The sequence below is a fragment of the Shinella curvata genome (assembly GCF_022899935.1).
GTDB lineage: Bacteria > Pseudomonadota > Alphaproteobacteria > Rhizobiales > Rhizobiaceae > Shinella > Shinella curvata.
The window spans coordinates 200,116-214,682 of record NZ_JALJCJ010000001.1 but is presented as its reverse complement, the minus strand read 5'-3'; the positions used below and the strand labels follow the sequence as shown (position 1 = coordinate 214,682).

The following is a 14,567-nucleotide window of genomic DNA, read 5'->3' as shown; positions in this document are numbered from 1 at the left end:
CCGCATGCATATGTTCCGCCCACTTCCGCGGGGCGCCTTCGCACCGCTTGGGAGCGCGTAGCTCAGCCGGTAGAGCAACTGACTTTTAATCAGTAGGTCCAGGGTTCGAATCCCTGCGCGCTCACCACCTCCGTCGTGTTGACACGAAGTGGCGGTGGTCTTCCTTCAAACTACATTTCGGCTTGATCGCGGCACTGACTGCAAAGTCGACACTGCGCCACGACATTTCGTCGCGTTCTCCAAAAGGTGATTGGCGGGAGGGGTGAACCGGGTCTATCAGATGACACCCACGCAGGGGTGGCGAGGCGGTTTTGCCGGCGCCCCTCAGGACGTCTCGGAGTAGCCCTTGTCGATTGCCGATATTTCCCTTTGGAGCGCGCTTCTGGCGGGTGCGCTCTCGTTCCTGTCGCCCTGCGTGCTGCCGCTCGTGCCTCCCTATCTCTGTTACATGGCCGGCATCTCGGTGGATCAGTTCCGCGGCGGGGAAGCGGCGGCGGTGCGGCGGGATACGCGCGGCGCGGTGCTGCTTGCGGCATTCTTCTTCACGCTGGGCTTTGCGACCGTCTTCGTGGCGCTCGGGGCAGGGGCTTCGACCATCGGCATGGTGCTGCGGCGGCATCTCGACCTGCTCGCCCAGATCGGTGGCGTCATCATCATCCTGATGGGCCTGCATTTTCTCGGGCTTCTGCGCATCGGGCTTTTTGCGCGTGAAGCGCGGTTCCAGGGTGGCGGCAAACCGGCGACGGCGTCGGGCGCCTATATCATGGGGCTTGCCTTCGCCTTTGGCTGGACGCCGTGTATCGGACCGGTGCTGGGCGCCATTCTGGGAATTGCCGCGGCGCGCGAAACGGTGGGCGACGGGGCGATCCTGCTGGCGGTCTATTCGCTCGGGCTTGCCGTTCCGTTCTGGATCGCGGCTGGTTTCTCCGGAGCCTTCATGCGCTTCCTCGTGCGTTTTCGCCGCCATCTCGGCGCGGTGGAAAAGATCATGGGCGTTCTGTTGATCCTCACCGGTCTCGCCTTCATTTTCGGCTATATCAGCGCCGTCGCCATCTGGTTCCAGCAAACGTTTCCCATTCTCTCACAAATCGGCTAGAGCATTTCCAGTCGAAGCGACTTTGCTTCGGCGTCGGATAATGCGGTAAAAACAAAATCCTAGAGCATTTCCGGTGAACCAGAGTTCACCGGAAATGCTCTAGTCGGGATATCATCCTCGGAACAGAGCGGGAGCAGGCTTCGGCTCATGGCTGACATCATCGGACTGGTTCTGCCTTTTTTCGGCATGATCCTCCTGGGTTATGTGGTTGCAAGGATCACCAAACAGCCGATCGAGGCGCTTGGCTGGCTCAATACATTCATCATCTACATCGCGCTGCCGGCGCTTTTCTACAAGCTGGTGGCAAGGACGCCGATCGAGCAGCTGACGCGTATCGACTTCATCGTTGCCAATATCAGCGCAACCTATCTCGTTTTCGGCCTTATCTTCGCTATCGGCCTCGTCCTGCGGCGCGCGACGATAGGCGAGGCAACGGTCCAGGGACTGGCGGCCGCCTATGGCAATATCGGTTACATGGGGCCGGGGCTTGCGCTGCTGGCCTTCGGCGAGCCGGCGGCCGTGCCGGTCGCGCTGGTCTTCTGCTTCGAGAACATGCTGCATTTCATGGTCGCGCCCGCGCTGATGGCGTTGGGCGGCGGAGAAAAGCAGGCGCCGTTGCAGATCGTTGCCGGTGTCGCGAGAAAAATCGTCACGCATCCCTTCATCATCGCGACGGCGGCCGGCTTTGTCGCCGCTTTTGCCGGTTTTGAGGCACCGGCGCCATTGCAGCGGCTGATCGACTATCTGGCCCAGGCGGCAGCGCCCTGCGCCCTTTTTGCCATGGGGGTGACACTGGCGCTTCGGCCGCTTAAGCGCGTGCCGGTCGAGATCGGCTACATCGTGCCGGCGAAACTCCTGCTGCTGCCGGTGACGATGTATCTCGTGCTCGGGTTGGCCGGTAATTTCGATCCGGTCTGGGTTTTTACAGCCGTGCTGCTGGCTGCCCTGCCGACGGCGACCAATGTCTTCGTGATCGGCCAGCAATACAATGTCTGGCAGGAGCGGGCGTCGGCAACCATCCTCATCACGACGGTGTTGTCGGTCGCGACGGTCACGGTGCTGCTCTATCTCATCAAATCAGGCCTGCTTGCGGGCGATCCGTTCCCGTAACGTATCGCGAAACGCCTTGAACGAACCGCCTGGCTCGATACCCTCGCGCATGACGACGCTGCGCAGAGGACCGAGCGCCGAGAGGAGATGCAACCCCGCCGAACGCAGGAATTGCACGGGCAGGAAATCCGACAGCAGCGAGCGGTTGAGCAGGTCGACACTGAGCGTGCGTGAGCGGACATCCACCTGACGCTTGCGGTCGAAATGGTCACCAATCGCATCATAGGCAGTGGGCTCGGATGCTTGCAGCAGGTCCTTCAGAGCCATGATATCGCGCAGGCTGAGATTGAGACCCTGGGCGCCGATCGGCGGAAAGGCGTGCGCAGCCTCGCCGACCAGGGCGATGCGGCCCTTGCCGAAACGATCGGCCGTCATGCCCGACAGCGGAAAACTCTGCGCACCGCCCTCGACGGCGACCTTACCGAGCATGGATTGCATGCGCGCCTCGACAGCCTGGCTGAGTTCGGCATCCGACAGGCCGCTCAGCCGCACGGCTTCCTTTGGCGGCAGAACCCAGACGAGGCTGGAGCGGCGGCCGGGCAGGGGAACCTGGGTGAAGGGGCCGCTTTCCGTATGAAATTCCGTCGAGACATTGCCGTGCGGTCGGTCATGCGAGAAATTGAGAACGAGCGCCGCCTGCGGATAGGACCAGGCACGGACAGCGATGCCGGCGCTCTCGCGGATTTTCGACTTCCGGCCATCGGCGCCGACGACGAGGCGGGCGAGCACGCGCGCGCCGTCGTCGAGTGCCAGTTCTACGCCGTTTTCGAAAGCCGTGGCGGCGGTCACGCCGTTCGGCAGGCGAACGATGCCATCATCGGCGGCAATGCGGTTATCGAGAACGTCGAGGAAGGGGGCGTTGGGAATATTGTAGCCAAAGGCGCTCAGGCCGACTTCGCCGGAGCGGAAGGCAACAGGCGGCGCGCGCAGGAGGCGGGCCGTCCCGTCGAGAATCTGCATCGTCTCAAGCGCCGCAGCATGCGGGGCGATGTCGTCCCAGAGACCGAGCGCCTTCAGGAACACGATGGACTGATCCATCAGCGCCGTGGTGCGGCCATCTGTGACGCGGGCGGGCGGTGCGATCAGCGCGACGCTTCGGCCCGAATCGGACAGCGCAAGCGCCGCGAGGCTTCCAGCAAGGCCGGCGCCGACGATCGCAATATCGAATTCCCTCATGACCGACCTCCGAAAGAGCCCACGTGTTACCCACAGATTTGCAGCGCTTCTACCCGATGCAAACTAGGCCGGCAAAGAGGCAATTTCCATGGGATGAATCCGCGCAGGCGACCGAAGCGCTTGGGGAGCAACCGATTTCCACTGGCGGTGCCGGGCAATCAATGCATATTACCTGACGTGACGGCACAAGAGGGCGTGTCTGGCGGGTCGCGGCCGAGATCTAAGCCCCAAGGAATGGACAGCGAACGGCAATGAAGTTCTTCAACTACAAGCGCGTGCCCTACGCGGAAATCCGTGCCTTTTCCGTTCATATCCTGACGGCATCCGGCTCGTTCCTGGCCTTCCTCGGTGTCGTGGCGGCGGCGGAGCACCGTTTTGTCGATATGTTCTGGTGGCTCGGGCTGGCGCTTCTCGTCGATGGCATCGACGGTCCGATCGCGCGAAAGGTGCGCGTCAAGGAAGTATTGCCCAACTGGTCCGGCGATACGCTCGACAACGTCATCGACTACGTGACCTATGTGCTGCTGCCGGCCTTTGCACTTTACCAGAGCGGCATGATCGGTGAGCCCTGGTCCTTCGTGGCCGCCGGTGCCATCGTGGTATCGAGCGCCATCTACTATGCCGATATGGGCATGAAGACCGACGAGTATTTCTTCTCCGGTTTCCCGGTCGTCTGGAACATGGTGGTGTTCACGCTGTTCGTCATCAAGGCGAGCGGATTAACGGCATCGATCATCGTTTTCGTCTCCGTCTTCCTCACCTTCATGCCGATCAACTTTTTGCATCCCGTGCGCGTTCAGCGGCTGCGGCCGCTCAATCTCGGCGTCTTCTTCCTCTGGTCTCTTCTCAGCGGCTATGCATTGCTTCTGCATTTCGACACGCCGGACTGGGTGGTCTGGGGCGTCGTGGTGACGGGGCTTTACCTCTATGGTGTCGGCGCCGTGCTGCAGGCTTTTCCAAAACTCGGCCGGTCGTGACTGTCGGGAGAACTGATATGACCAAAGCGATCGTAGTCCGCACGCTTGGCGGACCTGAAGTTCTCAAGCTCGAAGACGTCGAGCTCGGCGCACCAGGCCCGGGAGAGGTCCAGATCCGCCAGGCGGCAATCGGGCTCAATTTCATCGATGTCTATTTCCGTACCGGCCTCTACAAGGCCGAGCCGCCGTTCATTCCGGGCAAGGAAGGTGCGGGCACGGTCACCGCTCTCGGCGCGGGAGTGACGGATTTCGCGATCGGCGACCGCGTTGCCTACGCCTCGGCGGACGGCGCCTATGCGGCGGAGCGCAACGTCGCGACCAAGCATCTGGTGAAGGTGCCGGATGGCATTTCGCTGGAAACGGCGGCGGCTATGATGCTCAAGGGCATGACCGCGCAATATCTCTTGCTCCAGACCTTTCCGGTTAAGCCCGGCAGCGTGATCCTGTTCCACGCCGCGGCCGGTGGCGTCGGCCTCATTGCGGGACAATGGGCCAAGGCGCTGGGCGCCACGGTCATCGGCACGGCGGGCTCGCAGGCGAAGATCGATCTGGCGCTGGCGCATGGCTATGACCATGTCATCGACTACGGAAAGGACGACTTTGTCGCCCGGGTGCGCGAACTGACCAACGGGGCTGGCGTCGACGTCGTCTACGATTCCGTCGGCAAGGACACCTTCCCGCAGTCGCTGGACTGCCTGAAGCCCCGCGGCCTTTTCGTCAGCTTCGGCAATTCTTCCGGCCCCGTTGAGGCATTCAACATGGGGTTGCTCGCGCAGAAGGGGTCGCTTTACGCCACCCGCCCGACGCTGTTTGCGTATATCGCGACACGCGCGGCGCTGGATGCGTGTGCAAACTCGCTGTTTGATATTGTGCAGAGCAGCAAAGTGCGTATCAATATAAATCAGACTTATTCGTTGGCGAATGCCGGGCAGGCGCACGCGGATCTGGAAGCCAGAAAAACGAGTGGAACGACATTGCTCATTCCCTGACAACGACCCGAATGGGCGCAGGGGATCGGGATCGCGGGAAAGAGGGGAAGCGTGTCAGCCGTTGGATCATCCGAGGGCAGCCCGTTGCTGGCTGTCCGCAGCCTGACAAAACTGTTCGGGTCTTTTGCCGCGTGCAACGGCATCGACCTCGATATCAAATCCGGTGAAATCCATGCCTTGCTGGGCGAAAATGGTGCCGGGAAATCCACGCTCGTCAAAATGCTTTTCGGTGTTCTCGCGCCCACGAGCGGCCAGATCCTGTGGAAGGGCGAATCCGTTCGCATTCCAAGCCCCGGTGCCGCGCGTCGCATCGGTATCGGCATGGTCTTCCAGCATTTTTCGCTGTTCGAAGCACTGACGGTGGCCGAAAACATCGCGCTGTCGCTGAGCCCGGGCATTTCGCTTTCCAAAGTCGCCGAGGAGGCCTCGCGCCTCTCCCATCTCTACGGCCTGCCGCTCGATCCGAACGCGCATGTCGCCGATCTCTCGGTCGGCGAGCGCCAGCGCATCGAGATCGTGCGTGCATTGTTGCAGAATCCGGAACTCATCATCCTCGACGAACCCACCTCGGTGCTGACACCGCAGGAGGCCGACCGGCTGTTCGAGACTCTCGCCAAGCTGAAGGCCGAGGGGCGCTCGGTGCTCTACATCAGCCATCGGCTGGAGGAAGTGCAGCGCATCTGCGACCGGGCGACCGTGCTGCGCCATGGCAAGGTCACCGGTGCCTGTGATCCGCGCAAGGAAACACCGGCATCGCTGGCACGCATGATGGTCGGCAGCGACGTCGCCTCGGTGAGCGCGGCGGGTACCAATACCAAGGGCGACGTGCTGCTCGAGGCCAAGCACCTTACCGTGCCGTCGCGCACGCCCTTTGCCGTCGCCCTGAAAAATGTCTGTCTCAAGGTTCGCAGCGGCGAGGTTCTTGCGATCGCCGGCGTTGCCGGTAACGGGCAGGGCGAGCTTTTCGACGCACTCTCGGGCGAATATCCCGTGGCGGATCCGGCCGCGGTTTCCATCCGCGGCAAGGCGGCCGGCAATCTCGGCATTACCGCACGGCGTCTGATGGGAGCCGGTTTCGTGCCGGAGGAGCGCCATGGCCACGCCGCCGTGACGACGTTGCCGCTGTCCGATAATCTTGTCCTGGCGCGCAGCCAGTCCGACCGGAAGACCTTTCTGGCCGGTGGCCTGCTGGGCATCATCCGACAGGCCGTCGTGCGCATCGCCTCCACGCGCATTTCCGAGGCAATGGATGTGCGCAAGAGCGGTGAGAACCCGGCCGCAGGCTCGCTCTCGGGCGGCAACCTGCAGAAATACATCGTCGGCCGCGAGCTGGATCGCCAGCCTGCGGTGCTGATCGTCAACCAGCCGACCTGGGGGGTGGATGCGGGGGCGGCAAGCCGTATTCGCCAAGCGCTCGTCGATCTCGCCAAATCAGGCTCGGCGGTGCTGGTGATCAGTCAGGATCTCGACGAAATCTTCGAGGTCGCCACCGAAATCGCCGTTATCAGCGAAGGGCGACTTTCGGATGCTTATCCGGCTCACGATCTGACGCGGGAAAAGATCGGCCTCCTGATGGGCGGCATGTACGGCAAGACGGAAGGCGAGGTGGCTCATGCGCATTGAACTTGAAAAGCGCGCCAATCCATCGACGCTCTACTCCATCGTCTCGCCGTTCCTGGCGCTGGCGCTGACGGTGGTGGCCGGCGGCATCATGTTCGCACTGCTCGGCAAGGATCCGGGTTCGGCGCTCTACAGCTTCTTCATCGAGCCGTTGCTCGACGTTTGGTCGCTGCACGAGATCGCCATCAAGGCCGCCCCGCTGATCCTTATCGGTGCGGGCCTGTCGGTCTGCTATCGATCCAACAACTGGAATATCGGCGCCGAGGGCCAGTTCATCGCCGGCGCCATTGCCGGCGCCATCGTGCCCGTCGTCTTCCACGACTGGCATTCTCCGCTCGTGCTGCCGTTGATGCTGATCTTCGGCATAATCGGCGGCGCGCTCTATGCCGCCATCCCCGCCTTCCTCAAGGCGCATATGAACACCAACGAGATCCTGACCAGCCTCATGCTGGTCTATATCGCCCAGCTGTTCCTCGACTGGCTGGTGCGTGGCCCCTGGCGCAGCCCGGATGCCTACAACTTCCCGGTCACACGGGATTTTGCACCCGAGGCGATCCTGCCTGAACTTATCGCGTCGGGCCGCGCCAATCTCGGTTTCGCGCTGGCCATTGTCGCGGCCGTCGGCCTCTGGATCATGATGCGTTACACGCTCAAGGGCTTCGAGATCACCGTGCTCGGCCAGTCGGAGCGGGCAGGGCGTTTTGCCGGCTTCTCCTCAAAGCGCATGATCTGGTTCTCGATGCTGCTTTCCGGCGGTCTTGCAGGCCTTGCCGGCATTGCCGAGGTGAGCGGCACCATCGGCAAGCTCCAGCCGGTCATTTCACCCGGCTACGGTTTCACCGCCATCATCGTCGCCTTCCTCGGGCGCCTCAATCCGCTCGGCATCATCGCCGCCGGTCTGTTCCTCGCATTGACCTATGTGGGTGGCGAGGCCGTGCAGCTGACGCTCAGCGTCTCCGACAAGGTCACCCGCGTCTTCCAGGGCCTGCTGCTCTTCTTCGTGCTCTCCTGCGATACGCTTATCCAGTACAAGATCCGGCTGGTCTTTTCCCGCCTTGGCCAATCCAATGAAGGGGGAGCGCACTGATGGGTATCGTCGAAGCGATCCTCCTCACCGTCATCACCGCCGCGACGCCGCTGGTGCTTGCCTCCATCGGCGAACTCGTGACGGAGCGTGCGGGTGTTCTCAATCTCGGCGTCGAGGGCATGATGGTGATGGGCGCGGCGATCGCCTTTGCCGCAACCCAGATGACCGGCTCGCCCTATATCGGCATTCTCGCCGGCATTGCGGGCGGCGGGCTCTTCTCCTTGCTCTTCGGTTTCCTGACCCTGACGCTCGTCGCCAACCAGGTGGCGACAGGCCTGGCGCTGACCATTCTGGGTCTCGGCATTTCCGGCCAGATCGGCGAGCCCTATGTCGGTATGTCCGGCACCAAGCTCCAGCCGATTGTCGTTCCGCTCCTGTCGGACATTCCGTTCCTCGGCCCACTGCTCTTCAAGCAGGATATCATCTTCTACGTGTCGATCGCGCTGGTAATCGGTGTCAACTGGTTCCTGTTCAAGAGCCGTGCCGGCCTGAAAATCCGCGCCATCGGCGACAATCACGGCTCGGCCCACGCGCTCGGCATCCACGTCATCCGCACGCGTTATCTCGCCGTGATGTTCGGCGGCGCCTGTGCGGGGCTTGCCGGCGCGCAGCTCTCGCTGGTCTATACGCCGCAATGGGTGGAAAACATGTCGGCCGGGCGTGGCTGGATCGCGCTTGCCCTCGTGGTCTTTGCCTCCTGGCGTCCCTGGCGGGTGCTGGCCGGCGGCTATCTTTTCGGTGCGGTATCGATCAGCCAGCTTCATGCGCAGGCTTTCGGCATCGGTATCCCGTCCCAGTTCCTGTCCGCACTTCCCTACATCGCCACTGTTGTCGTACTCATTCTGATCTCGCATAACAGACGCATGACGCAGATCAACACGCCGGCCTGCCTCGGCAAGCCCTTCGTGCCCGATCGGTGAGAAGAACAAGAAGACGGGAAACGACCACTCCTAATAACCACAGAGGATAAAATGAAGAAAATCATTCTCGCTCTCGCAACATCGGCCGCCGTGCTGGGTTTCGCCGCTGCTGCCAGCGCTCAGGACAAGACGAAGATCTGCTTCATCTATGTCGGCTCCAAGACCGACGGCGGCTGGACCCAGGCGCATGACATCGGCCGCCAGGCGCTGCAGGCCGAGTTCGGTGACAAGATCGAGACGCCGTTCCTGGAAAGCGTGCCGGAAGGCCCGGATGCCGAGCGCGCGATCGAGCGCATGGCGCGCTCCGGCTGCGCTCTCGTCTTCACCACGTCGTTCGGTTTCATGGATGCCACCATCAAGGTCGCCGAAAAGTTCCCGGACGTGAAGTTCGAGCACGCCACCGGCTTCAAGTCGGCTCCGAACGTCGCGACCTACAACTCGCGCTTCTATGAAGGCCGCTACATCCAGGGTATCATTGCCGCCAAGATGTCGCAGAAGGGCGTCGCCGGCTACATCGCTTCCTTCCCGATCCCGGAAGTCGTGATGGGCATCAATGCCTTCGTGCACGGCGCGCAGTCGGTGAACCCGGACTTCAAGGTCAAGGTCATCTGGGCCAACACCTGGTTCGACCCCGGCAAGGAAGCCGATGCCGCCAAGGCACTGATCGACCAGGGCGTCGATATCCTGACGCAGCACACCGACACGACCGCGCCGATGCAGGTCGCCGCCGAGCGCGGCATCAAGGCCTTCGGCCAGGCATCCGACATGATCAAGGCCGGCCCGGAAACGCAGCTGACCGCGATCGTCGACACCTGGGGCGCGTATTACATCAAGCGCACCAAGGCCGTGCTCGACGGCACATGGAAGTCCGAACAGGTTTGGGACGGTCTGAAGGACGGCATCCTGACCATGGCGCCCTATACCAACATGCCCGACGACGTGAAGAAGCTGGCTGAAGAAACCGAAGCAAAAATCCGATCCGGCGAACTGCATCCATTCACCGGCCCGATCAAGAAGCAGGACGGTTCCGACTGGCTTGCTGATGGCGCCGTGTCCGACGACGGCACGTTGCTCGGCATGAACTTCTACATCGCCGGCGTCGACGACCAGCTGCCGAAGTAAGTGAAAACGCACAAAACAAACGGAAAGGCGCCCGCCAAGGGCGCCTTTTTCGTTTGCGAACGTTGTGTGACGCGTTCAGGCTTTGCGGAATCGATGCGGCGCTCTATACCTGCCGGATGTTCCGTATCTAGAGGGGCGATGCGGAACGGAGGAGGGGACTTTTGCGCAAGAGTTTGCTTGAAACGGTCATCAGCGGGGCGAACACGCGCACCAGTCATGCGCAGGTGGTCAATGCGATTGGCCGGTCGATCATCGCGGGCGAATATCCCGTGGGATCGACGCTACCGGGCGATGCCGAACTGGCTGCGCGCTTCAAGGTCTCGCGCACAGTGCTGCGTGAAGCGATGAAGACGCTGGCCGCCAAGGGCCTCGTCGTGCCGCGCGCCCGCATTGGCACGCGCGTGACGCCCAACGTCCAGTGGAACCTTTTCGACAGCGATATCCTCACCTGGTACTTCGCCGTCGGCGTCAACGAGGATTTTCTGACGCACCTGTCCGAAGTGCGCCTTGCCTTCGAGCCCCATGCCGCCGCACTCGCCGCAAGGCATGCCTCGGAGGCCGATATCAGCCAGATGATGCGTCTTGCCGTCGCCATGGGCGATCCCGAACATACGGCCGAAACGCTCGCCATGGCGGACCTGAAGTTCCACCTTTCGGTGCTGGAGGCCTCGCGCAACCCTTTCCTGCGTACCGTCGGCAGCCTGATCGAGGCCGGCCTTGTCGGCGCGTTCAAGCTGAGCTCACCAGCGGCGGATCGCGGCAAGATCAGCGATGTCGCGGCGACCCACATCCGTATCGTCGAGGAGATCGACAAGCGGGACGAGGAGGGCGCGCGCCGTGCGATGGAGAATGTCATCCGGGTCGGCCGAGAGCGCGTCGTACAGGCATTGCGCGAAGGAACGTAGCGCGTTCAGCATTTGCCTTGGCCGGAGAGTGCCTTTTCTCCTGCGTCAGCCGCCTGCAGGCGGATGGCCTGCCAGATCGAGCTCTCCCTGCCCATCCGTGTCTGGATTTGGCTTTCGCGCCCTATCACTCGCAAGCAGCGTCTCGGCCATGGCCGCGGCAAGTTGATCCTTTGCAATCACGATATGATTGGCGCCGAATTGGCGCAGATGATCGGCTTCCGCCTGCGATGTAGCGCGTGCAAGAATGGAAAGCGCACCATTTGCCGCCCGCGCCTGCTCGATCAGTGTGCCTGCGGCGAAGGCATCGGGAATGGCGGTGACGAACCAGCGTGCGCCGGCAATATTGGCCTGCGCGAGCACGCCGCGATTGCCGGCCGGCTCGCCGATCGCCTCGATACCCGCCTCTCGCAGAGCCTCCGCGACACCGGCCCGTTCCTCGATAACCAGCAGGGGAGTGCCTGCGGCTCGCAGCCGCTCGACGATGCGCCGTCCGACACGACCATAGCCGACGACGACCGCATGATCGGCGAGGGTGGTGGGTTCGGCCATGTCTTCCGTGCCCGCTGACTCTTCGGGTCGCCGCGTGGCATCCGCCCCTTCCAAGGGCTCCGTTGCGGCCGCTGGCGCATCCAGTTTTGCGCCATAGCGATCGACGGCGATGAAGAGCAGTGGATTGACAAGAATGGAAAACAGCGCGCCGGCAACGATGAGATCCTGTGCAACCGACGGCAGCAGTTTAAGGCCCACGCCGAGCACGACGAGGATGAAGGAGAATTCACCGATCTGGGCAAGGCTCGCTGCGATCGTCAGCGCAATCGTGCGCGGGTAACCGAAGGCCTTGACGATAAGGTAAGCGACGGCCGACTTGACGACGACGATGGTGACGATCGTCGCGAGGATGGCAAGCGGACGTTCGAGCAGATTGACCGGGTCGAACAGCATGCCGACGGACACGAAAAACAGCACCGCGAAAGCATCGCGCAACGGCAGCGTTTCGCGCGCCGCCTGCTGGCTGAGCTGCGATTCCGCCAGCACCATGCCGGCAAAGAACGCGCCGAGCGCGAAGGAGACGCCAAAGAGCTTTGCCGAACCGTAAGCCACTCCCAACGCGATGGCGAGCACCGAAAGGCGGAAAAGTTCGCGCGACCCGGTATGGGCGACATAGTGCAGGATCATCGGAATGATCTTGCGACCGACGACGAGCATCAGAGCGATGAAGGCCGACACCTTGACTGCGGTGACACCCACCGCCGTCCAGACCGCGCCAAGACCCAGCGCGCGCGTAAGGTCGGGATCGACATCGGCCGTCTGCGCCGTGCCGCCCAGCATGCCGGCAAGCGGCGGCAGGAGAACGAGCGTCAGCACCATCACGAGGTCTTCGACGATCAGCCAGCCGACGGCGATGCGTCCTTTCTCCGTCTCCACCATGCGCCGCTCCTGCAGGGCCCGCAGAAGCACGACGGTACTGGCGACGGACAATGACAGGCCGAAAACGAAGCCGCTGCCGGCCGACCAACCCATGGCGAGGCCGAGCAGGAGGCCGAAGGCCGTTGCCACGGCAATCTGCCCGATCGCGCCGGGGATGGCGATGGCCCGGACGGACAGAAGATCTTTCAGCGAGAAATGCAGACCGACGCCGAACATCAGGAGGATGACGCCGATCTCCGCCAGCTCGTTTGCCAGGCTCTGGTCTGCAACGAAACCCGGCGTGAAGGGCCCGATGATCACGCCGGCGAGGAGATAGCCGGCGATCGGCGGCAGGCGAAAGCGATGTGCGACGAGACCCGCGATGAAGGCGAGACAGATACCGGCGACCAGGGTCGCGATCAGTGGTGTCGCGTGAGGCAAGCGCGTCTATCCTGACTTCTTGTGAATTCAAGAAGATAGGGTAGGGTGACCATCCGGTCCGCGCAAGGCGGAAACGATCAGTCGTCGTTGCTGGCGTTGAGATCTTCCGGACGCGTGCCCTCATCGAGGCTGCGTGTCGCGAGTTGGGCCGCGCCCATCACCTGGTAGAGATTGAACAGCGCTTCGCTCGCCTTTGCAGCCAGCCGAAACCATTCGCTGTTGCCTGCGATCGCCGGATGATGGAGCAGCTGGTCATCGACGAGATCGAGCACGATGGAGGTCGTGTGCACCGCCTCGTGAAAGCCGAAGGAGCCGGAGGAATAGTGGGCGAGCAAGTCCGGAGGCGTCATGGAGCGCTCTGCAGCCAGGATATCGAGCTGCTTCAGCCGCTCGTCTTCGAGTTCGATGTCGGTACTCTCGAGCATATCAGCCTCCATTGCCTGTTCCTCCCAGACCTACCCGATTCGGGCACGTCGGTGGATCGAAGATCCTGGCCAAGGCGACCTAACTTAAAATGAGGCCGGGCGGAGGAACCGCCCGGCCCGTGATGTCAGCCCTGGGGTGTCAGGGTCACGGAGGTGCCGGTCGCGGCGATGTTCAGGCCGATCTGGCCGCTGATGCTGACCGTCTGCAGCTGGATCGAGCCGGAGGTGCCGCCGATGAGCACGTTAGTACCGATACCCACCCCGACGGTCGCCTCGGCCGTCGCGCCCTGGTAGAGACCGCCGAGCGAGCCATCGTGATAGCCGGCGGTCGGGGCGAAGACTGCCCAGACGATACGTCCCTGCGTGGTGAAGCCGACATCGACACCCATCTTTCGGATCACGCCGCTGTAGACGTCCTGCCGGCCGCGGTTGGACTTGAAGACGCAATCGATGGACTTCGCCGAACCGAGGACATAACCAAGGCCGCCGCCCACTTCGCAAGTCAGCACGCCGATCTTGACACCGTCGCGGTCGCCACCGCGTTCGACGTAGACGGGTTCCCGGTCGCGGATGACCATGTCGGCCGCACCGGCTGTCGATGCCAGCGTCTGCGCCAGGGTGAGGGCGAGGACCGCTCCAAGCTTCTTGTTCATTTGTGCTCTCCTTCTAGCTGGCACGATAATGGCGAACCCGGTGCATTGGTTCCCGGCCGCTTGTCATCTGATGGCGAAGATCGTGGCGGAGTAGGGGCAAACTCAATTCAACCGACAGGAACATGCCGCGCCGTCGTTTTGCGGTCACACGCGATTGATCGTGGGAAGATGCAGAATGACCTCCTCGCGACGCGCCTCGTCGAGGGGTGCGATATGCGCATTCCAGAATTCTTCGGCATCGCGCGTTTCGTGTACCCATTGCCGGGTGCTGATCTTGTTGTCGTCGATCTTCGCCAGTCGCGCTCCGCCGAGACGTAGATATTCTGCGGCGAGCTTTGCGGTCGGTGTCTCTTCCATGGCCAGCCTCCTTCGATGCCTGGTGTGAAACAGGAAGGGCGCGACGATTGTTCCAGACGCTGAAAGAGAGTTCAGACAACAAAAAAGGCCGGGGCGAAAACGCACCGACCTTCCTCATCATCACCTTTTCACCAGTGCCAGTACATCCGTGGTCAAGGGCATCAGGTGATGGCGGCCATTGCGAGCGGCAGAGGCCTTCCAGCGCTCTCAAGCAATTACCGATGAGCGTTATATGGGAGGACAATATGGTGAAATCAAGGTCGTGTTGTTTTTTTCCGAAAG

14 protein-coding genes and 1 tRNA gene are annotated in these 14,567 nt (G+C 62.4%); 10 read left to right on the top strand and 5 right to left on the bottom strand.

Features of this window, described 5'->3' with window-relative positions; all coding sequences use genetic code 11:
• The first annotated feature begins 51 nt into the window (after window positions 1-51).
• From MUU55_RS01080 to MUU55_RS01070, 3 genes are all read left to right on the top strand, one after another.
• Window positions 52-127 (top strand) — tRNA-Lys (locus tag MUU55_RS01080).
• Between the two features lie 219 nt (window positions 128-346).
• Window positions 347-1,096, top strand: a complete 750-nt coding sequence (locus MUU55_RS01075) for a cytochrome c biogenesis CcdA family protein (RefSeq protein WP_244758923.1) — start codon at window positions 347-349, stop codon at window positions 1,094-1,096.
• A gap of 147 nt (window positions 1,097-1,243) precedes the next feature.
• Entirely contained in the window at window positions 1,244-2,206 is a 963-nt protein-coding gene (locus MUU55_RS01070) for an AEC family transporter (RefSeq protein ID WP_244758922.1), read from the top strand.
• On the opposite strand, the gene MUU55_RS01065 is transcribed toward MUU55_RS01070, so the two are convergent.
• Complete coding sequence (locus MUU55_RS01065; RefSeq protein ID WP_244758921.1) at window positions 2,174-3,382, bottom strand: UbiH/UbiF family hydroxylase; 1,209 nt, start codon at window positions 3,380-3,382, stop codon at window positions 2,174-2,176. The genes MUU55_RS01070 and MUU55_RS01065 overlap by 33 nt on opposite strands.
• A 251-nt stretch (window positions 3,383-3,633) precedes the next feature.
• Here MUU55_RS01065 and pcsA point away from each other — a divergent pair, with 251 nt between their 5' ends.
• The 7 genes from pcsA to MUU55_RS01030 all read left to right on the top strand — a co-directional run bounded on the left by pcsA (window position 3,634) and on the right by MUU55_RS01030 (window position 11,002).
• On the top strand, window positions 3,634-4,359 hold the full coding sequence (gene pcsA / locus MUU55_RS01060) for a phosphatidylcholine synthase (RefSeq protein ID WP_244758920.1): 726 nt from the start codon (window positions 3,634-3,636) through the stop codon (window positions 4,357-4,359).
• A 17-nt stretch (window positions 4,360-4,376) separates the two neighbouring features.
• Window positions 4,377-5,348 (top strand): quinone oxidoreductase family protein, encoded by a 972-nt coding sequence (locus MUU55_RS01055; protein ID WP_244758919.1) that lies wholly within the window; start codon window positions 4,377-4,379, stop codon window positions 5,346-5,348.
• A 51-nt stretch (window positions 5,349-5,399) separates the two neighbouring features.
• Entirely contained in the window at window positions 5,400-6,971 is a 1,572-nt protein-coding gene (locus MUU55_RS01050; protein ID WP_244758918.1) for an ABC transporter ATP-binding protein, read from the top strand.
• Window positions 6,961-8,055, top strand: a complete 1,095-nt coding sequence (locus MUU55_RS01045) for an ABC transporter permease (protein WP_244758917.1) — start codon at window positions 6,961-6,963, stop codon at window positions 8,053-8,055. Before MUU55_RS01050 ends, MUU55_RS01045 begins: the two co-directional genes overlap by 11 nt.
• On the top strand, window positions 8,055-8,975 hold the full coding sequence (locus MUU55_RS01040) for an ABC transporter permease (RefSeq protein ID WP_244758916.1): 921 nt from the start codon (window positions 8,055-8,057) through the stop codon (window positions 8,973-8,975). Before MUU55_RS01045 ends, MUU55_RS01040 begins: the two co-directional genes overlap by 1 nt.
• Window positions 8,976-9,026: 51 nt before the next feature.
• Complete coding sequence (locus MUU55_RS01035; RefSeq protein ID WP_244758915.1) at window positions 9,027-10,097, top strand: BMP family ABC transporter substrate-binding protein; 1,071 nt, start codon at window positions 9,027-9,029, stop codon at window positions 10,095-10,097.
• 161 nt (window positions 10,098-10,258) lie between these two features.
• Window positions 10,259-11,002 (top strand): FadR/GntR family transcriptional regulator, encoded by a 744-nt coding sequence (locus tag MUU55_RS01030; protein ID WP_244758914.1) that lies wholly within the window; start codon window positions 10,259-10,261, stop codon window positions 11,000-11,002.
• Window positions 11,003-11,047: 45 nt separating this feature from the next.
• Here the strand turns inward: MUU55_RS01030 and MUU55_RS01025 are convergent, their stop codons facing one another.
• The 4 genes from MUU55_RS01025 to MUU55_RS01010 form a co-directional block, all read right to left on the bottom strand.
• Window positions 11,048-12,850: a cation:proton antiporter domain-containing protein gene (locus MUU55_RS01025; protein WP_244758913.1), complete on the bottom strand. Its 1,803-nt coding sequence runs from the start codon at window positions 12,848-12,850 to the stop codon at window positions 11,048-11,050.
• 77 nt (window positions 12,851-12,927) lie between these two features.
• Complete coding sequence (locus MUU55_RS01020; protein WP_244758912.1) at window positions 12,928-13,275, bottom strand: hypothetical protein; 348 nt, start codon at window positions 13,273-13,275, stop codon at window positions 12,928-12,930.
• A gap of 125 nt (window positions 13,276-13,400) precedes the next feature.
• Window positions 13,401-13,928: a DUF992 domain-containing protein gene (locus MUU55_RS01015; protein ID WP_425314122.1), complete on the bottom strand. Its 528-nt coding sequence runs from the start codon at window positions 13,926-13,928 to the stop codon at window positions 13,401-13,403.
• Between the two features lie 144 nt (window positions 13,929-14,072).
• Window positions 14,073-14,285: a hypothetical protein gene (locus MUU55_RS01010; protein WP_244758911.1), complete on the bottom strand. Its 213-nt coding sequence runs from the start codon at window positions 14,283-14,285 to the stop codon at window positions 14,073-14,075.
• Window positions 14,286-14,567 lie beyond the last annotated feature (282 nt).